The following is an 18369-nucleotide window of genomic DNA, read 5'->3' as shown; positions in this document are numbered from 1 at the left end:
AAGGGATGATTGAAGCAGACCGGCTGGTATCGGCAGACAGCAGCGGCGCAGAAGAGGCCGTTGACCGCGCCATCCGCCCAAAATTGCTGGCAGAGTATGTCGGCCAGCCGCAGGTGCGCTCCCAGATGGAGATCTTTATCCAGGCGGCGAAACTGCGCGGCGACGCCCTCGATCACCTGCTGATTTTTGGCCCGCCTGGGTTGGGGAAAACCACCCTGGCGAACATTGTCGCCAATGAGATGGGGGTGAATCTGCGCACCACCTCCGGCCCGGTGCTGGAGAAAGCGGGCGATCTCGCCGCGATGCTCACCAACCTCGAACCGCACGACGTGCTGTTTATCGATGAGATCCATCGCCTCTCGCCGGTGGTGGAAGAGGTGCTTTACCCGGCGATGGAAGACTATCAGCTGGATATTATGATTGGCGAAGGTCCGGCGGCGCGCTCCATCAAAATCGATCTGCCGCCGTTTACCCTGATTGGCGCCACCACCCGGGCCGGTTCATTGACCTCGCCGCTGCGCGACCGCTTTGGCATCGTGCAGCGCCTGGAGTTCTATCAGATACCCGATCTGCAGCATATCGTCAGCCGCAGCGCCCGCCATATGGGGCTGGAGATGAGCGACGAAGGCGCGCTGGAAGTGGCCCGTCGTTCACGCGGCACGCCGCGTATTGCCAACCGTCTGCTGCGCCGGGTGCGCGACTTCGCGGAAGTGCGCCACGACGGCAGCATCTCTGCCGACATTGCTGCCCAGGCGCTGGATATGCTGAATGTCGATGCGGAAGGGTTCGACTATATGGACCGTAAACTACTGCTGGCGGTGATAGATAAATTCTTTGGTGGGCCGGTGGGGCTGGATAACCTCGCCGCCGCGATCGGCGAAGAGCGGGAAACCATTGAAGATGTGCTGGAGCCCTACTTAATTCAGCAGGGTTTTCTGCAGCGTACGCCACGGGGAAGAATGGCGACGGTGCGCGCCTGGAATCATTTCGGGATCACGCCGCCGGAAATGCCCTAGTTCGCGACGGATGTGTCGTTCATTATGAGGCCCGGTCAGCAGCGCGACCGGGCTTTTTCATTTTCAGCTGGCGGCTTTTTTTGTCATGCTGAGAATAAACAGCACGGCGGCGCACAGCACCACCGACGGCCCGGCCGGGGTGTCGTAGAAGGCCGAGAAGGTTAACCCGCCGGTAACGGCCAGCATTCCCACGCCCACTGCCACGGCGGCCATCTGCTCCGGCGTGCGGGCAAAACGGCGGGCGGTGGCGGCCGGGATAATCAGCAGGGAAGTGATGATCAGCGCGCCGACGAACTTCATCGCCACGCCGATAGTCAGAGCGGTGACCAGCATCAACAGCAACTTCACGCGCTGCAGCTTCACGCCATCGACAAACGCCAGATCCGGACTGATGGTCATCGCCAGCAGCGGTCGCCACTGCCAGAGCAGGATACCAATCACAATCACTACGCCAATGGCGATGGCAATCAAATCCTGCGGCGTCACTGCCAGCAGATCGCCGAACAGGTACGCCATCAGATCGACGCGGACGTTAGACATCAGACTGACCACCACCAGCCCCAGCGACAGTGCGCTGTGCGCCATGATGCCCAGCAGGGTATCGATCGCCAGATGGGGGCGTTTTTCCAGCCACACCAGCCCGCCGGCCAGCAGCAAAGTCACGGCGATCACCGCATAAAACGGATTGATGTTAAGTAATAAGCCGAAAGCGACGCCGAGCAGCGACGCATGCGCCAGCGTATCGCCAAAATAGGACATGCGGCGCCAGACCACAAAGGAGCCCAGCGGACCGGCGGCGCAGGCCAGCATCATCCCGGCCAGCCAGCCAGGTAACAGAAGTTCAATCATTAGCGGCTGTTTCCCCGACGCAGTACAATTCGCCCCTGAAGGTCGTGGCGGTGATTATGGTGGTGGCGGTAAATCCCCAGCTGTTCCGCGCCGCGCGGGCCGAACATGGAGATAAACTCCGGATGCATGGAGACCACCTCCGGCGCGCCGGAGCAGCAGATATGCTGGTTCAGGCACAGGACTTCGTCGGTTTTGGCCATCACCAGATGCAGGTCGTGCGATACCATCAGCACTGCGCAGTCCAGTTCATGGCGCAGCTGGTCGATAAGATCGTAAAGCGCCACCTGGCCATTGACGTCAACACCCTGGGTCGGTTCATCCAGCACCAGCAGCTGTGGGCGGTTGAGCAGGGCGCGGGCCAGCAGTACGCGCTGGGTTTCGCCGCCGGAGAGTTTTTGCATCGGCGCGTCGATCAGATGCCCGGCCTGCACACGTTTCAGTGCCGGCAGGATGTCGTCTTTGCGGGTTCCCGGGCGCAAACGCAGGAAGCGGCTGACGGTCAGCGGCAGCGTGGCGTCAAGATGCAGCTTCTGCGGCACGTAGCCAATCCGCAGGCGGTCATCCCGCTTGATGACACCCTCTGTTGGTGCTACCAGCCCCAGAACCACTCGCACAAGGGTCGATTTACCGGCGCCGTTCGGGCCCAGCAGGGTTAATATTTTGCCTGGCGTGAGTGCCAGCGAAATGTCAGACAGCACGCGGCGTTGGCCAAAGGCCACCGACACATTTTCCAGCGTAACAAGGTTTGTCATAGTAATTTAGGGTTGCACAAGCTAGTGAATGTTATAATATCACATCACATTCACTCGTTTCGATGACTAGACGCATTATGTTACATAAAAATACGCTTCTTTGCGCTGGACTTGGCGCTGTTTTTTTGTTCGCGCAGGTTCCGCTGGCCAGCGCCGCCGTAGTGACTTCCATGAAACCGCTGGGCTTTATCGCAGCCGCCATCGCCGATGGGGTGACAGATACTCAGGTGCTATTGCCAGACGGCGCCTCAGAGCATGACTATTCACTGCGGCCTTCTGATGTAAAACGCTTACAGAACGCAGACTTAGTGGTATGGATTGGGCCGGAAATGGAAGCCTTTATGGATAGGTCGACGCAAAGCATTGCGGCGAATAAAAAGGTGACCATCGCGGAGCTGGAAGGGGTGAAGCCGCTGCTGATGACCGGGGCGGATGACGATGACGATCATGATGGTCATGACCACGGCGCAGCAGAAAAAAGTGACGGCGATCACCATCACGGTATTTACAATATGCATCTGTGGTTATCCCCAGAGATAGCGCGGCTTTCGGCGGTTGCAATCCACGATAAATTATTAGAACTTATGCCGCAGAGTCGAGCCAAACTCGACAGCAACCTGCAGCAGTTCGAGGCCGCGCTGGCGGCGACTGACAAGCAGGTTAGCAATGAGCTGGCACCGCTGAAAGGGAAGGGCTATTTCGTTTTTCATGACGCCTACGGTTACTTTGAAAAACACTACGGTTTGACCTCGCTGGGGCACTTTACCGTCAACCCTGAAATACAGCCTGGTGCGCAGCGTTTACACGAAATCAGAACACAACTGGTTGAGCAGAAGGCCACGTGCGTTTTTGCTGAGCCACAGTTCAGGCCAGCGGTTATCGAAGCTGTTGCCCGGGGCACGTCTGTGCGCATGGGAACCCTGGATCCGCTGGGTACTGGAATTACGTTGGGTAAAGCGAGTTACCCGCAATTCCTGACCCAGCTGGCGAATCAGTATTCGAGCTGCCTGAAAGGAGATTAACGAGGAAGTGAATACGTGCAACAGATAGCCCGCGCTGTCACTCAGGCATTCAACAATCTGCCACGACCTCATCGCGTCATGTTGGGGTCGCTTAGCGTTCTTACCTTAGCGGTCGCCGTCTGGCGACCCTACATTTACCACCCGGAATCCGCCCCCATCGTCAGAACCATTGAACTGGAAAAAAGCGAGATCCGTTCCCTGCTGCCGGAAGCCTCCGAGCCGATCGACCAGGCCCCGCAGGAAGAAGAAGCCATTCCTCAGGATGAACTCGACGAGAAGGCCGATACCGATGCCGGCGGTCATGAATATGTGGTGTCGACTGGCGATACGCTCAGCAGCATCCTGAACCAGTACGGTATCGATATGGGCGATATCGCCCAGCTTTCCTCCGCCGATAAAGAGCTGCGTAATCTGAAGATTGGCCAGCAGCTCTCCTGGACCCTGACCGCGGACGGCGATCTGCAGAGCCTGACCTGGGAGATGTCCCGCCGCGAAACCCGCACTTATACCCGTGTGGACAACGGTTTTAAAATGAGCAGCGAGCTGCAGAAAGGCGACTGGGTCAACAATGTGCTGAAGGGCACCGTCGGCGCCAGCTTTGTCTCCAGCGCGCGCGATGCCGGCCTGACCAGTACCGAAATCAGCGCGGTGATCAAGGCCATGCAGTGGCAGATGGATTTCCGTAAGCTGAAAAAAGGCGACGAGTTCTCGGTATTGATGTCGCGCGAAATGCTCGACGGCAAGCGCGAGCAAAGTCAGCTGCTGGGCGTGCGTTTGCGCTCCGACGGTAAGGATTACTATGCTATCCGTGCCGAAGACGGCAAATTCTACGATCGTAACGGGACGGGGCTGGCGAAAGGCTTTATGCGCTTCCCGACGGCGCGTCAGTTCCGCGTTTCCTCTAACTTTAACCCGCGTCGTCTGAATCCGGTCACCGGGCGCGTCGCGCCGCATCGTGGCGTCGATTTCGCGATGCCGCAGGGGACGCCGGTGCTGGCAGTGGGTGATGGCGAAGTGGTAGTGGCCAAGCGCAGCGGCGCTGCCGGGTATTATGTTGCTATCCGCCACGGTCGCACCTATACCACCCGCTATATGCACCTGCGTAAGCTGCTGGTGAAACCGGGGCAGAAAGTGAAGCGCGGCGATCGTATCGCGCTGTCGGGGAATACCGGCCGTTCTACCGGGCCGCACCTGCACTATGAAGTGTGGATCAACCAGCAGGCGGTCAACCCGCTGACGGCTAAGCTGCCGCGTACCGAAGGGCTGAGCGGTTCCGACCGTACCGATTACCTGGCGCAGGTCAAAGAGGTCGTCCCGCAGCTGCGGTTTGACTAACCACCGGTCAGTGGAAAGCCGGTGCCCCAGGGCGCCGGCTTTTTCTTTTGTAGGTTACCTAACGTCTCGCTACACTATCCCATTATCTTGATTAAGCAGTCGACCTGCGGATTGGGCATGGAAACGAAAAAAAATAATATTGAGTTTATCCCTAAGTTTGAGAAATCCTTTTTACTGCCGCGCTACTGGGGCGCGTGGCTGGGCGTCTTTGCCTTCGCAGGCATCGCGCTGACGCCGCCTTCCTTTCGCGATCCGATCCTCGGAAAACTCGGCCGCTTCGTAGGGCGTTTGGCGAAAAGCTCGCGGCGCCGGGCGCAGATTAATTTGCTCTACTGTTTTCCGGAAAAAAGCGAGCACGAACGGGAAGCGATCATCGACGCCATGTATGCCTCGGCGCCGCAGGCGATGGTGATGATGGCCGAGCTGGGCCTGCGCGATCCGCAGAAAATCCTTGCCCGCGTCGACTGGCAGGGGAAAGAGATCATCGACGAGATGCAGCGTAATAACGAGAAAGTGATTTTCCTCGTTCCGCATGCCTGGGGCGTGGATATCCCGGCGATGCTGATGGCCTCCGGTGGGCAGAAGATGGCGGCGATGTTCCACAACCAGGGTAACCCGGTCTTTGATTACGTGTGGAATACCGTGCGCCGTCGTTTTGGCGGGCGTATGCACGCGCGCAACGACGGGATCAAACCGTTTATTCAGTCGGTGCGCCAGGGCTACTGGGGTTACTATCTGCCCGATCAGGATCACGGCGCTGAGCACAGTGAATTTGTGGATTTCTTTGCCACCTACAAGGCGACGCTGCCCGCGATTGGCCGTTTAATGAAGGTATGCCGCGCCCGCGTCGTACCGCTGTTTCCGGTCTATGATGGCCAAACGCATCGCCTGACGGTGCTGGTCCGCCCGCCGATGGACGACCTGCTGGACGCAGACGATACGACGATCGCCCGGCGGATGAACGAAGAAGTGGAAGTGTTTGTTAAGCCGCACACCGAGCAGTACACCTGGATCCTGAAGCTGCTGAAAACGCGCAAGCCGGGTGAAATCGAGCCCTACAAACGCAAAGAGTTGTTCCCAAAGAAGTAGTCTAAAAGAGAGCCAGTGGGCGTTCCTGGCTCACTGGCTATATTGCGTCAGTAACATCAGGTTCTCGACGACAAGCCGGTAGCGATACTCCGGGCGGCCAGTGATACCGTAGTGATTGGTCGTGAAGAGCACGTTTATCTGCTCCAGCCAAATCAGGTATTTACGGCATGACACCCTGGATATCTGCAGCGCCGCCGCCAGCTCGTTTGTCGAAAAATCGCGCGCCTGATGGTCGTCAATCCACTGGCACACCAGGCGAAGGGTTTGCGGCGTCAGCCCTTTCGGCAGGCGGCGGGCGCTTTCCTGTTGCGGGATCCCGCGGCGCAGCAGGGTGTCGATATCCGCTTGGGCATAACAGGATTTCGCCTGCGTCACCTCACGCTTTTTGCGCCATGCCTGCAGGGCCTCCTCAAAGCGCGAAAACTGAAACGGTTTAATCAGGTAATCCACCACGCCATAGTGCAGCGCCGTTTGTAGCGTGAGCGTATCGGCGGCAGACGTCATCATGATGACGTCAATATTCCGCCCATCTGCGCGAAGCGCCGGCAGCAGGTCCAGGCCATTCTCCTGTTGCATATAGACATCCAGCAGCAGTAGATCGACCTGCGCCAGATGGCTTAGCATCGCTTTGGCGTCGCCGATCGTCGCCGCCACCCCGCAGCAGTGAAAATCAGCTACCCGGCTGATAAACAGCCGGTTCAGGTCGGCTACCATGGGATCATCATCGACGATCAGCACATTGAACATGCGTGGTTCCCCGGTGTGGCGGGAAGCCAGCCGGCTTCCCGCAAGATGAGTTGAGGAATGACGATCAGAATGACGATCGTTTATAGGCGGTGTAGCGCGCTCGCCAGAAGGTTTTATCGATATTCGCCGCCAGCTGTGCCTCGTCAATCTGCGGCGCAACGCCGTCCCGCTGCGCGGCGCGAGCGACCTCTGCGGCAATAGCCCGGGAAATCATTTCGATCTCTTCAACCGGCGGCAGTAAAGCACCGGTTTCACGGCTCGCCAAAGGCGAGTGGGCTGCCAGGGTTTTACTGCAGGTGATCAGCATCGCTTCCGTGACGCGCTGCGCTTTACTGGCGAGGATCCCCAGCCCCAGACCGGGAAAAATATAGGCGTTGTTGCACTGAGCGATATCGTAGGTTTTGCCGTCGTAGAAGACGGGTTCGAACGGGCTGCCGGTGGCGATCAGCGCGCTTCCCCGGGTCCACTCCAGCAAATCCTTCGGCTGGGCTTCGGCCCGGGAGGTGGGGTTAGAGAGCGGCATAATAATCGGACGCGGGCAGTGCCGATGCATCTCCTTCACTATCTCTTCGCTAAATAACCCCGGCTGGCCAGACACGCCAATCAGTACGGTAGGGTGGACGTTGCGTACGACATCCATCAGCGACAGTTGGGCGGACTCGGTATCCCAGTGGGCAATACTGGCTCGCGGCGTGACGAGGTCGCGCTGAAAATCGAGCAGATTGGGCATCTCATCCGTCAGCAGGCCAAAGCGGTCAACCATAAAGATACGGCGGCGTGCTTCCTCCTGCGAAAGCCCATCATCCACCATCAGCGCAATGATTTTTTCCGCAATGCCGCATCCGGCCGAACCGCCGCCAAGGAAAACTACCCGCTGGTCGCGGATCGGCGTCCCGGCCGCGGCCGCGGCGGCGATCAGCGTCCCTGAGGTCACGGCGGCGGTGCCCTGGATATCATCGTTAAAACAGCACAGCTGGTGACGATAGCGGTTGAGCAGTCGCGTGGCATTCTTTTGGGCAAAGTCTTCAAACTGAAGTAATACATTCGGCCAACGTTGCTGAATGGCATGGACAAACATGTCCATAAACTCCAGGTACTGCTCGTCGCTGATGCGCGGATGGCGCCAGCCCATATACAGCGGATCCTCCAGATGCTGCGGGTTGTTGGTGCCGACATCTAGCATGATAGGCAGCGTGGATGCCGGGTGAATGCCCCCGCAGGCGGTATATAACGAGAGTTTGCCAATGGGGATCCCCATACCACCAATCCCCTGGTCGCCCAGCCCCAGAATGCGCTCGCCATCGGTCACCACAATGACTTTGGTATCATTGCGGGAAAATCCCTGCAGCATTTCGTCAATCTGGTGACGGTTGGGCCAGGAAATAAACAAACCGCGTCCCCGGCGATATATTTCTGAGAAATGTTCACACGCTTCACCCACCGTCGGGGTATAGATCACCGGCAGCGTTTCTTTCATATGACTACGCAGCAGGTTATAGAATAATGTCTCGTTAGTATCCTGAATATTCCTGAGATAGATATGGCGCGAAATACTCTTTTTGAACTGGCAAAACTGGCCCCATGCGCGCTCGGTTTGTTCTTCAATGGTTTCAACATTATGGGGTAACAGTCCCTGAAGATTAAATGCCGTGCGTTCACTTTCGGTAAAAGCAAGGCCTTTATTTAATAACGGATTTTCCAGCAGGACGGCACCGTTATAGGGAGTGTATAAGGTTTCTGTGGCTAACATTGGATGACTCCTGAATATCAAATTAAAACATTGCCTGATGTCTTGGTGTTTTATTTCCGTGATTACGAAATGAGATAAATCATGATGCCTTCGGTGACGACGCCGATGGCGGTACCCAGCAAAATAGAGGATGAGGCCGGCTCAATATAGGTATCGCTGCGCAGTGCAAACATCCCTGCCGCGATGGCGGAAGGCGTCGCGCCGATGATAATAACCTGTTGCATTAAGGTATGACTGAGCCCAAAGGCCAGTCCGGCCAGGGCCATCATTGCCGGTTGGATCAGATTTTTGATACTGATATTGGTACAGGTTTGAATATTGACCGTCGGGCGTTCGCCGTAAAACAGCAGTCCCAGGGCGAACAGTGACAGACCGCCGGCGATTTTACCCACCATTTCAATAGGCATACTGAGCATAGGTGGCAGCTGGACTCCCGCCAGGCTGAGCAATACGCCGGAAATTGGGATCCAGACGATGGGGTTTCTCACGGCCTTCAGTAGGTTTTGCAGGATCAGCTGCCCGGCGTGAAGCTGGGGTTCATCCGCGCTCCGGTGCTTGTCTCCCATGCGAATCAGGATAATAGTCAGGGGGATCATCAATACGCTGGTCACCAGGTTTCCGATAAGCACGCCGAGAAAACCCTCCGGACCTATCAGTACCGCCAGCACGGGCGCGCCAAAGTAGGCCATATCGGGGAAGGCGCAAACCAGCGACTGAATCGCGCTGGTTTTAATATCATGACGGAAAACATAGCGTGAGATCAGCAGCGTGAGAAAATAGGACCCCATTAGGCCAATGACTAACACCGCCATAAAGGTGAAGTTTTTAATTTTATCGGGATGGGTATTTAACGCGCCGATAAAAAGATGGAACGGAAGCGCAAAGCGGATCACCACCGTGGCCAGAACGGAGGCATCCTCGCGCCGGGTATAGCCTAGTTTACCGCTAAGCCATCCCAGCAGCATGATAAATACCAATGGGAAAAGAGATTGTAAGAGTAGTGAAGGCATAAGATGTCCTGACATATTTTATCGGGTTGTTGTGTCGCCAATCTAGCGATCCCGTAATATTTAAAAGGTGATAGTCATCACAGTCGCCTGCCTTTAAATAATTTCGTCTCGGATACTTTACTTACAAATAAAGAAAACAGGGTTAAATCATGGGGTTGTATCTAAGGCATTTAAATTTCACCATTGATGAAAACTTTAGCTTTATGACGATAAATTAAATTACTTAAAATCAATTTTATAGTTTAGTCACAAAGCCAACAGAAGAAATCCGTTTGTCATTTTTTGTTTTAAACGCCTGTGCTACCGTTTTGAGTGTATTTTGGTGAGCCGGTGTTTAGTGCTATTTCATTTATGTTGCTACGCAAATTTTAATATTGCGTTACTACCCTACGCTACCTCCTTATCATTCAGGTAAAAATATGGAAAATAATTCACTCAACCACCCGATAGATAAAACGCAACCGAACGGCCAATCGACACGACTTTTATCCAATATCGACGTTGGTGCCGTACCGTTAACGCTCTTTATTGGTATCGCTGCGATCGTCGCGCTCTCTGCGAGCGCGGGCCTGCTGCCGAAAAATATGATTGGCGGACTGGCGGTCATTATGACCCTGGGATTCGCGCTGGCTAAGATTGGCCGCATGGTGCCAGTACTAAAAGACATTGGCGGGCCGGCCATATTGTGTCTGATGATGCCCTCAGTATTGGTCTACTTTGGCGTGTTTGAAGCTCATACGCTCGATACTGTGCACTTGCTGATGAAAGAGGCCAATCTCCTCTATTTCGTCATCGCCTGTCTGGTTGTCGGGAGTATTCTGGGAATGAACCGCACTATTCTGATCCAGGGGATGGTGCGTATGTTTGTCCCGCTGGTGGCCGGGACCGGGGCGGCAATATTAACCGGCCTGCTGGTGGGCAGCTTATTTGGCTACAGTATTTACCACACCTTCTTTTTTATCATCGTGCCGATTATCGGCGGCGGCATCGGCGAAGGGATCCTGCCTTTGTCGCTGGCTTATTCGGCCATTCTCGGGCAAACACCTGATGTCTATGTTGCCCAGCTGGCGCCGGCCGCGGTGGTTGGGAATATTTTCGCCATTATATGCGCTGGTTTTCTGGCGCGCATGGGCGCACGTCGTCCGGCGCTCTCCGGCAATGGGATGCTGATCCGCAGCCATGACGATAATAGCGTCTTTGCGCAACATCAGAGTACCCAACCCACCGATTTTCAGCTGATGGGCGCCGGGTTGCTGATGATTTGTGCATTTTTCATCGTCGGTGGTCTGCTGGAGAAGGTAGTGCATATTCCCGGGCCGGTGCTGATGATTCTGGCGGCCGTCTTCTGCAAATATACCAACGTTATCCCGGCGGCGATGGAGCTGGGGGCGCATAGCTGCTACAAGTTTGTCTCCGCCGCGCTGGTGTGGCCGCTGATGATCGGCCTGGGCATGCTGTATGTGCCGCTGGAGAGCGTGGTCTCGGTCTTCTCCATTGGCTACGTCGTGGTTTGCGGCTCCATCGTTATTGCCATGGCGCTGAGCGGTTTCTTTATCGCTACTCGCCTGAATATGTATCCGGTGGAAGCCGCTATCGTGACCAGCTGCCATAGCGGCCTTGGAGGAACCGGAGATGTGGCCATCCTCTCGGCGTCAAACAGGATGGGGTTGATGCCGTTTGCCCAGATTGCGACGCGGATCGGCGGGGCGTCGACGGTGATCGCCGCGACGCTGTTGTTGAGCTGGGTGGTGTAATCTGCCAGATAGTGGGCAAAAAAAACCTGCCAGCGCATCGCTGGCAGGTCGACACCGAGGCTTACTCGACGGTGAGGATACGGGTGGTGTTGGTGCTGCCGATGGTGCTCATCACGTCACCCTGGGTAACGACCACAAGGTCACCAGAGACCAGGTAGCCTTTGTCCCGCAGCAGATTGACGGCATCGTGCGCAGCGGCTACCCCGTCATTCTGGCTGTCGAAGAACACCGGGGTCACCCCGCGGTAGAGTGCGGTCAGGTTCAGGGTGCGCTCGTGGCGGGAAAGGGCGAAAATCGGCAGACCGGAGCTGATGCGCGAGGTCATCAGCGCGGTGCGGCCCGATTCGGTCATGGTGATGATGGCCGTGATGCCTTTCAGGTGGTTGGCGGCATACATCGCCGACATAGCAATCGCTTCTTCTACGTTGTCAAACTGGACGTCCAGACGGTGTTTGGAGACGTTGAGGCTGGGGATTTTTTCGGCGCCCAGACACACGCGCGCCATCGCGGCCACGGTTTCCGACGGGTACTGACCGGCAGCGGTTTCCGCAGAGAGCATCACCGCATCGGTACCATCCAGCACGGCGTTGGCCACGTCCATGACTTCAGCACGAGTCGGCATCGGGTTGGTGATCATCGACTCCATCATCTGGGTGGCGGTAATGACGGAACGGTTCAGCTGACGGGCACGACGAATCAGCGCTTTCTGGATACCCACCAGCTCTGGATCGCCGATTTCGACGCCGAGGTCGCCGCGCGCAACCATGACCACATCGGAGGCGAGGATCACGTCGTCCATCGCATCCTGATCGCAGACCGCTTCCGCACGCTCAACTTTGGCGACGATTTTCGCATCGCAGCCGGCATCGCGCGCCAGGCGACGGGCGTAGTTCAGGTCTTCGCCGCAGCGCGGGAAAGAGACCGCCAGGTAGTCGACGCCGATTTTGGCGGCGGTGACGATATCAGCCTTGTCTTTGTCGGTCAGCGCTTCGGCAGACAGACCGCCGCCCAGCTTGTTGATCCCTTTGTTGTTAGACAACGGACCGCCGACGGTCACTTCAGTAAACACTTTCATTCCCTGAACTTCGAGGACTTTCAGCTGCACGCGACCATCGTCGAGCAGCAGGATATCGCCCGGCACGACATCCGCCGGCAGGCCTTTGTAGTCGATCCCGACTTTCTCTTTGTCGCCTTCACCTTTACCAAGGTTAGCGTCGAGCAGGAATTTATCGCCGACGTTGAGGAAAATTTTGCCTTCTTTGAAGGTCGATACGCGAATTTTTGGTCCCTGGAGGTCGCCGAGGATGGCCACGTGACGGCCCAGTTTTGCCGCAATCTCACGCACTTTGTCGGCACGGAGCTGATGATCTTCCGGGGTGCCGTGAGAGAAGTTCATACGCACTACGTTTGCGCCCGCGGCGATAACTTTTTCCAGGTTGTTATCGCGGTCAGTTGCCGGGCCTAAGGTAGTAACGATTTTGGTTCTGCGAAGCCTTCTGGACATGTAATACTCCGTTGACTGATACAACTTTGGTGTTGCGTGAACATGGATTCGGTAGCGCCAGCCTGCAACGTCGCACAGCCGGATCGTTATCGAAGGTGTAATGGGGTACTGCTTGTTATCAACTTTTATTGATTATCACTGGGTACGAACGGTTCTTTATCAAAACGCGATTCCTTCAGCGCTTCCTTGACCCTCTTCAAGTTATCTCTGAATTTTGCCCCTCGACGCAGCGTAAACCCCGTCGCCAATACGTCGATGACGGTCAGCTGGGCGAGACGGGAGACCATCGGCATATAGATGTCGGTATCTTCCGGCACATCGAGGGTGATGGCGAGCGTGGCTTCCCGGGCCAGGGGGGTACCGGCGGAGGTGAGGGCGATCACCATGGCATCGTTTTCACGGGCCAGCTGCGCCAGCTCCACAAGGCTCTTGGTTCTTCCGGTATGTGAGATAATCACCACCACATCATCGTCATCGCAATTCATACAGCTCATGCGTTGCAGGACAATGTCGTCGGAATAGATGACCGGCACGTTAAAGCGGAAAAATTTGTTCATCGCATCATGGGCGACCGCCGCCGAGGAACCGAGGCCGAAAAAGGCGATTTTTTTGGCCTGAGTCAGCAGATCCACCGCGCGATTCACCGCCGACATGTCGAGAGAATGGTGGACCTGATCTAAACTCGCCATGGCCGATTCGAATATTTTTCCCGTGTATGACTCAACGCTGTCGTCTTCATCAACATTCCGGTTAACATAGAGCGTGCCGTGCGCGAGGCTCTGGGCAAGGTGCAGTTTAAAATCAGGAAACCCGCGGGTTTCGAGACTGCGGCAGAAGCGATTGACGGTCGGTTCGCTCACCCCGGCCTCAAGGGCGAGGGCGGCGATGCTCGAATGAATGGCCTGCGCGGGGGTGGCGAGGATCACTTCCGCCACTTTGCGTTCAGATTTGCTAAGGTGTTCCAGTCGGGACTGGATTTTTTCCAGCATGTTCATTAGTAACAGGGCGCTCATCAATGGAAACGATTTCATTAATGGGTGAAATCATCGGGCGTTTTAGCAAGAATATACCCCTCCGCAAGCGCAAGCGGTGAGGAATGACGTGAAATAATGTTGTTTTTTTTCATTACATGATCAGAGTCGTATTTTACTGACCTGAAACAGGTACAAACAACGAACAATATCAGCCAGATGCCCAAATCATCGCCGAATGTTTTCACCCTGTGCGGTTTTACCGCCGCAAACGAAGGGGAAGGCTTTCGGGAAATACGTAAACACAGTACAGTGCAGTGTAAGAAAATTACAAATATAGCCTGGCAGAAGCACCAGACTATCAACTGAGGAGAATGACATGGCGGTAACGCAAACGGCCCAGGCATGCGACCTGGTCATTTTCGGCGCGAAGGGCGACCTGGCGCGACGTAAATTGTTGCCTTCCCTGTATCAGCTTGAAAAAGCGGGCCAGATCCACGCCGACACCCGCATCATTGGCGTCGGCCGTGCCGATTGGGATAAAGCGGCTTACACCAAAGTCGTGCGCGAAGCGCTGGAAACCTTCATGAAGGAAAAAATTGATGAGGGTTTGTGGGATTCCCTGAGCGGACGCCTGGAGTTCTGTAATCTTGACGTCAATGACACCAGCGGCTTCACGCGTCTGGGTGAGATGCTGGATCAACAGAACCGTGTCACCATCAACTATTTCGCCATGCCGCCGAGCACCTTTGGCGCGATCTGCAAAGGTCTGGGCGAAGCGAAGCTCAATGCCAAGCCTGCGCGCGTGGTGATGGAAAAACCGCTGGGTACCTCGCTGGAAACCTCGCGTGAAATCAACGACCAGGTCGGCGAGTTTTTTGAAGAGTGCCAGGTCTACCGTATCGACCACTACCTCGGTAAAGAGACGGTCCTCAACCTGCTGGCGCTGCGCTTTGCCAACTCTCTGTTCGTCAATAACTGGGACTGCCGCACTATCGACCATGTCGAAATCACCGTCGCGGAAGAGGTGGGTATTGAAGGGCGCTGGGGTTACTTCGACCAGGCCGGGCAGATGCGCGACATGATCCAGAACCACCTGCTGCAGATCCTCTGCATGATTGCCATGTCACCGCCGTCCGATCTCAGCGCCGACAGCATCCGTGATGAAAAGGTCAAGGTCCTGAAATCCCTGCGCCGCATTGATCGCTCCAACGTGCGTGAGAAAACCGTTCGCGGCCAGTACACCGCCGGCTTTGCCCAGGGCAAAAAAGTGCCGGGCTACCTGGAAGAAGAGGGCGCCAACAAAACCAGTAACACCGAAACCTTCGTGGCTATCCGCGTCGATATCGATAACTGGCGCTGGGCCGGCGTACCGTTCTATCTGCGCACCGGCAAACGTCTACCGACCAAATGCTCTGAGGTCGTGGTTTACTTCAAAACTCCGGAGCTGAACCTGTTTAAAGAGACCTGGCAGGAGCTGCCGCAGAACAAGCTGACCATTCGTCTGCAGCCGGACGAAGGGGTGGATATCCAGGTGCTGAACAAAGTGCCGGGCCTCGACCATAAGCATAATCTGCAGATCACCAAGCTGGATCTGAGCTACTCCGAGACCTTCAACCAGACGCACCTGGCCGATGCTTATGAGCGTCTGCTGCTGGAGACCATGCGCGGTATCCAGGCGCTGTTCGTCCGCCGTGATGAAGTGGAAGAGGCGTGGAAATGGGTGGATTCCATCACCGAAGCCTGGGCTGCCGACCGCGATGCGCCGAAACCGTATCAGGCAGGGACCTGGGGACCGGTTGCGTCGGTGGCGATGATCACCCGTGACGGCCGCTCATGGAACGAGTTCGAGTAAGCTCGCAGCCTAATCCGTCAGGGTTATTTTACCGGTAACATGATCTGACGCAGAAAGTCGCACGCTTTTTAATCTTTTAAGCCCCGTGAGGATTCACCCACGGGGCTTTTTTTATTACACTGCTTTCAGACATTTTGCCCCTGAGCGCTGGTGTTGGTGGCCTTTAGCACAAAAATACGTCATCACGCAGCGGCCGGACAGATACAAATTTGAGGAGCCTTTATGAATTCGACAATGTTACGGGTAACAAATCGCATTATCGAACGGTCGCGTGACACCCGCGCGGCTTACCTCGCAAGGATTAACCAGGCCAAAACCGACACCGTGCATCGTGCGCAACTGGCCTGCGGCAATCTGGCTCACGGTTTCGCGGCCTGTCAGGCTGACGACAAAGCCTCTCTGAAAAGCATGTTGCGCAACAATATCGCCATCATTACCTCCTACAACGATATGTTGTCCGCTCACCAGCCCTACGAACACTATCCGGACATCATCCGTAAAGCGCTGCATAGCGCCAATGCGGTCGGCCAGGTGGCCGGCGGCGTGCCGGCAATGTGCGACGGCGTAACCCAGGGGCAGGATGGTATGGAGCTCTCATTGCTGAGCCGCGAAGTGATCGCCATGTCCGCCGCTATCGGTCTGTCGCATAACATGTTCGACGGCGCGCTGTACCTCGGGGTGTGCGATAAAATTGTTCCTGGCCTGACCATGGCGGCACTCTCTTTCGGCCATCTGCCGTCGGTCTTTATTCCGTCCGGTCCAATGGCCAGCGGCCTGGCTAATAAAGAGAAGGTCCGCATTCGCCAGCTGTACGCGGAAGGTAAAGTGGATCGTATGGCGCTGCTGGAGTCTGAAGCTGCCTCGTATCACGCGCCGGGCACCTGTACTTTCTACGGGACGGCGAACACCAACCAGATGGTGGTTGAGTTTATGGGCATGCAACTGCCAGGCTCGTCCTTCGTCCATCCGGATGCCCCGCTGCGGGACGCGCTGACCGCCGCTGCCGCACGCCAGGTCACCCGCATGACCGGCAATGGCAACGAGTGGATGCCGCTGGGGAAAATGTTCGATGAAAAAGTGGTGGTCAACGGCATCGTGGCGCTGCTGGCGACCGGTGGCTCTACCAACCATACCATGCACCTGGTGGCGATGGCCCGCGCGGCGGGGATCATCATTAACTGGGACGATTTCTCCGACCTGTCAGACGTGGTGCCGCTGCTGGCGCGCCTCTATCCCAACGGCCCGGCGGATATCAACCACTTCCAGGCGGCGGGCGGCGTTCCGGTACTGGTGCGCGAGCTGCTGAAAGGCGGCCTGCTGCATGAGGATGTTCACACCGTCGCTGGCTTTGGTCTGTCGCGTTATACCCTGGAGCCGTGGCTCAACAACGGCGAGCTGGACTGGCGTGAAGGGGCGACAGCGCCGCTTGACGATCAGGTCATCGCGACCTTCGAGAAACCGTTCTCCCGTCACGGCGGCACCAAGGTGCTGAGCGGCAACCTGGGGCGCGCGGTAATGAAAACCTCGGCGGTCCCGGTGGAGAATCAGGTGATCGAAGCGCCGGCGGTGGTGTTCGAGAGCCAACACGACGTATTGCCGGCCTTTGAAGCGGGCCTGCTGGATAAAGATTGTGTGGTGGTGGTCCGTCATCAGGGGCCAAAAGCGAACGGGATGCCAGAATTACATAAACTTATGCCGCCACTTGGTGTATTATTGGACCGCCGTTTCAAAATAGCGCTGGTGACCGATGGCCGACTCTCTGGCGCCTCCGGTAAAGTCCCGTCAGCTATACATGTCACGCCTGAAGCCTATGATGGTGGGTTGCTGGCGAAAGTGCGCGATGGCGATGTGATTCGCGTGAACGGGCAGACGGGGGAACTGACGCTGCTGGTGGACGATGCCGAACTGGCGGCGCGTCAGCCGCATATCCCTGACCTCAGCGCGTCGCGCGTGGGAACCGGTCGGGAGATGTTTGGGGCGCTGCGTGAGAAGCTCTCTGGCGCGGAGCAGGGCGCAACCTGCATCACTTTTTAAGACGATTTTATTTCTAGATCTGGCGAGAGAAAATCCTGATGAAAAACTGGAAAACAACAGCAGAAGCAATCCTCACCTCCGGTCCGGTTGTCCCGGTTATCGTGGTGAAAAAGCTGGAGCATGCGGTACCGATGGCGAAAGCGCTGGTCGCGGGCGGCGTGCGCGTGCTGGAAGTCACCCTGCGCACCGAGTGCGCCCTGGAAGCGATCCGCGCGATTGCTAAAGAAGTGCCGGACGCGATTGTCGGCGCGGGCACGGTCACCAACGTCGAGCAACTGAAAGCGGTAACGGAAGCTGGCGCGCAGTTCGCTATCAGCCCGGGACTGACCGAATCCCTGCTGAAAGCGGCGACCGAAGACGGCACCATTCCGCTGATCCCGGGGATCAGCACGGTTTCCGAGCTGATGCTGGGTATGCAGTATGGTCTGAAAGAGTTTAAATTCTTCCCGGCGGAAGCCAACGGCGGCGTGAAAGCCCTGCAGGCGATTGCTGGTCCGTTCGGCCACATTCGTTTCTGCCCGACCGGCGGTATTTCTCCGGCCAACTACCGTGACTACCTGGCGCTGAATAGCGTGCTGTGCATCGGCGGTTCCTGGCTGGTGCCAGCCGACGCGCTGGAGGCCGGCGACTACGATCGCATCACCACCCTGGCGCGTGAAGCGGTGGAAGGCGCGAAGTAAA

Annotated in this window: 16 protein-coding genes; 9 read left to right on the top strand and 7 right to left on the bottom strand. The window is 56.6% G+C overall.

The genetic code is table 11. From position 1 onward, the window contains the following. Nucleotides 1-5 precede the first annotated feature (5 nt). Nucleotides 6-1016: a Holliday junction branch migration DNA helicase RuvB gene (gene ruvB / locus NKJ21_RS12325; protein ID WP_012541250.1), complete on the top strand. Its 1011-nt coding sequence runs from the start codon at nucleotides 6-8 to the stop codon at nucleotides 1014-1016. A 63-nt stretch (nucleotides 1017-1079) separates the two neighbouring features. Here ruvB and znuB read toward each other — a convergent pair whose 3' ends face one another. Both znuB and znuC read right to left on the bottom strand, forming a co-directional pair. After that, complete coding sequence (znuB, locus tag NKJ21_RS12320; RefSeq protein WP_008804249.1) at nucleotides 1080-1865, bottom strand: zinc ABC transporter permease subunit ZnuB; 786 nt, start codon at nucleotides 1863-1865, stop codon at nucleotides 1080-1082. Next, nucleotides 1865-2617: a zinc ABC transporter ATP-binding protein ZnuC gene (gene znuC, locus NKJ21_RS12315; RefSeq protein ID WP_071582981.1), complete on the bottom strand. Its 753-nt coding sequence runs from the start codon at nucleotides 2615-2617 to the stop codon at nucleotides 1865-1867. Before znuC ends, znuB begins: the two co-directional genes overlap by 1 nt. A 77-nt stretch (nucleotides 2618-2694) precedes the next feature. Between znuC and znuA the strand changes: the two genes are divergently transcribed. The 3 genes from znuA (at nucleotide 2695) to lpxM (ending at nucleotide 6063) form a co-directional block, all read left to right on the top strand. Further along, a complete protein-coding gene (znuA, locus tag NKJ21_RS12310; protein WP_008804251.1) occupies nucleotides 2695-3639 on the top strand; it encodes a zinc ABC transporter substrate-binding protein ZnuA in 945 nt (314 codons plus the stop codon). A 15-nt stretch (nucleotides 3640-3654) separates the two neighbouring features. Next, complete coding sequence (mepM, locus tag NKJ21_RS12305) at nucleotides 3655-4974, top strand: murein DD-endopeptidase MepM (RefSeq protein WP_012541251.1); 1320 nt, start codon at nucleotides 3655-3657, stop codon at nucleotides 4972-4974. Nucleotides 4975-5091: 117 nt separating this feature from the next. Further along, nucleotides 5092-6063, top strand: a complete 972-nt coding sequence (gene lpxM, locus NKJ21_RS12300; RefSeq protein ID WP_008804253.1) for a lauroyl-Kdo(2)-lipid IV(A) myristoyltransferase — start codon at nucleotides 5092-5094, stop codon at nucleotides 6061-6063. 30 nt (nucleotides 6064-6093) lie between these two features. Here the strand turns inward: lpxM and dcuR are convergent, their stop codons facing one another. The 3 genes from dcuR to NKJ21_RS12285 all read right to left on the bottom strand — a co-directional run bounded on the left by dcuR (nucleotide 6094) and on the right by NKJ21_RS12285 (nucleotide 9570). Next, complete coding sequence (dcuR, locus tag NKJ21_RS12295) at nucleotides 6094-6810, bottom strand: two-component system response regulator DcuR (protein ID WP_016161392.1); 717 nt, start codon at nucleotides 6808-6810, stop codon at nucleotides 6094-6096. Between the two features lie 64 nt (nucleotides 6811-6874). After that, nucleotides 6875-8560, bottom strand: coding sequence for an NAD-dependent malic enzyme (locus tag NKJ21_RS12290; protein WP_110221711.1), 1686 nt, complete (start codon nucleotides 8558-8560; stop codon nucleotides 6875-6877). A gap of 62 nt (nucleotides 8561-8622) precedes the next feature. Then, nucleotides 8623-9570, bottom strand: a complete 948-nt coding sequence (locus tag NKJ21_RS12285; protein WP_012541253.1) for an AEC family transporter — start codon at nucleotides 9568-9570, stop codon at nucleotides 8623-8625. Nucleotides 9571-9989: 419 nt separating this feature from the next. Between NKJ21_RS12285 and NKJ21_RS12280 the strand changes: the two genes are divergently transcribed. Continuing rightward, nucleotides 9990-11324: a 2-hydroxycarboxylate transporter family protein gene (locus NKJ21_RS12280; protein WP_012967679.1), complete on the top strand. Its 1335-nt coding sequence runs from the start codon at nucleotides 9990-9992 to the stop codon at nucleotides 11322-11324. A gap of 61 nt (nucleotides 11325-11385) precedes the next feature. On the opposite strand, the gene pyk is transcribed toward NKJ21_RS12280, so the two are convergent. Together pyk and NKJ21_RS12270 are read right to left on the bottom strand one after the other, a co-directional pair. Then, nucleotides 11386-12828 (bottom strand): pyruvate kinase, encoded by a 1443-nt coding sequence (pyk, locus tag NKJ21_RS12275; protein ID WP_002911440.1) that lies wholly within the window; start codon nucleotides 12826-12828, stop codon nucleotides 11386-11388. A gap of 125 nt (nucleotides 12829-12953) precedes the next feature. Continuing rightward, nucleotides 12954-13859, bottom strand: coding sequence for a MurR/RpiR family transcriptional regulator (locus NKJ21_RS12270; protein ID WP_162493240.1), 906 nt, complete (start codon nucleotides 13857-13859; stop codon nucleotides 12954-12956). Nucleotides 13860-14018: 159 nt separating this feature from the next. On the opposite strand from NKJ21_RS12270, the gene NKJ21_RS12265 reads away from it, so the two are divergent. From NKJ21_RS12265 to NKJ21_RS12250, 4 genes are all read left to right on the top strand, one after another. Beyond that, the gene (locus NKJ21_RS12265; RefSeq protein WP_004145554.1) at nucleotides 14019-14168 is read left to right on the top strand and encodes a hypothetical protein; all 150 of its coding nucleotides are present in this window, start codon (nucleotides 14019-14021) and stop codon (nucleotides 14166-14168) included. A 10-nt stretch (nucleotides 14169-14178) separates the two neighbouring features. Continuing rightward, nucleotides 14179-15654: a glucose-6-phosphate dehydrogenase gene (gene zwf, locus NKJ21_RS12260; protein ID WP_008804260.1), complete on the top strand. Its 1476-nt coding sequence runs from the start codon at nucleotides 14179-14181 to the stop codon at nucleotides 15652-15654. A gap of 222 nt (nucleotides 15655-15876) precedes the next feature. After that, complete coding sequence (edd, locus tag NKJ21_RS12255; protein ID WP_008804261.1) at nucleotides 15877-17688, top strand: phosphogluconate dehydratase; 1812 nt, start codon at nucleotides 15877-15879, stop codon at nucleotides 17686-17688. A gap of 38 nt (nucleotides 17689-17726) precedes the next feature. Next, on the top strand, nucleotides 17727-18368 hold the full coding sequence (locus NKJ21_RS12250; RefSeq protein WP_002911423.1) for a bifunctional 4-hydroxy-2-oxoglutarate aldolase/2-dehydro-3-deoxy-phosphogluconate aldolase: 642 nt from the start codon (nucleotides 17727-17729) through the stop codon (nucleotides 18366-18368). The last annotated feature ends 1 nt before the right edge of the window (nucleotide 18369 follow it).

Source organism: Klebsiella sp. SWET4 (genome assembly GCF_024296565.1).
Lineage (GTDB): Bacteria > Pseudomonadota > Gammaproteobacteria > Enterobacterales > Enterobacteriaceae > Klebsiella > Klebsiella variicola.
This window is presented reverse-complemented; position numbering and strand designations above follow the sequence as displayed.

Coding starts and splice junctions, on each gene's coding strand:
- ruvB (WP_012541250.1), top strand. CDS start 6: ATGATTGAAGCAGACCGGCTGGTATCGGCAGACAGCAGCGGCGCAGAA.
- znuB (WP_008804249.1), bottom strand. CDS start 1,865: ATGATTGAACTTCTGTTACCTGGCTGGCTGGCCGGGATGATGCTGGCC.
- znuC (WP_071582981.1), bottom strand. CDS start 2,617: ATGACAAACCTTGTTACGCTGGAAAATGTGTCGGTGGCCTTTGGCCAA.
- znuA (WP_008804251.1), top strand. CDS start 2,695: ATGTTACATAAAAATACGCTTCTTTGCGCTGGACTTGGCGCTGTTTTT.
- lpxM (WP_008804253.1), top strand. CDS start 5,092: ATGGAAACGAAAAAAAATAATATTGAGTTTATCCCTAAGTTTGAGAAA.
- dcuR (WP_016161392.1), bottom strand. CDS start 6,810: ATGTTCAATGTGCTGATCGTCGATGATGATCCCATGGTAGCCGACCTG.
- NKJ21_RS12290 (WP_110221711.1), bottom strand. CDS start 8,560: ATGTTAGCCACAGAAACCTTATACACTCCCTATAACGGTGCCGTCCTG.
- NKJ21_RS12285 (WP_012541253.1), bottom strand. CDS start 9,570: ATGCCTTCACTACTCTTACAATCTCTTTTCCCATTGGTATTTATCATG.
- NKJ21_RS12280 (WP_012967679.1), top strand. CDS start 9,990: ATGGAAAATAATTCACTCAACCACCCGATAGATAAAACGCAACCGAAC.
- pyk (WP_002911440.1), bottom strand. CDS start 12,828: ATGTCCAGAAGGCTTCGCAGAACCAAAATCGTTACTACCTTAGGCCCG.
- NKJ21_RS12270 (WP_162493240.1), bottom strand. CDS start 13,859: ATGAAATCGTTTCCATTGATGAGCGCCCTGTTACTAATGAACATGCTG.
- NKJ21_RS12265 (WP_004145554.1), top strand. CDS start 14,019: ATGCCCAAATCATCGCCGAATGTTTTCACCCTGTGCGGTTTTACCGCC.
- zwf (WP_008804260.1), top strand. CDS start 14,179: ATGGCGGTAACGCAAACGGCCCAGGCATGCGACCTGGTCATTTTCGGC.
- edd (WP_008804261.1), top strand. CDS start 15,877: ATGAATTCGACAATGTTACGGGTAACAAATCGCATTATCGAACGGTCG.
- NKJ21_RS12250 (WP_002911423.1), top strand. CDS start 17,727: ATGAAAAACTGGAAAACAACAGCAGAAGCAATCCTCACCTCCGGTCCG.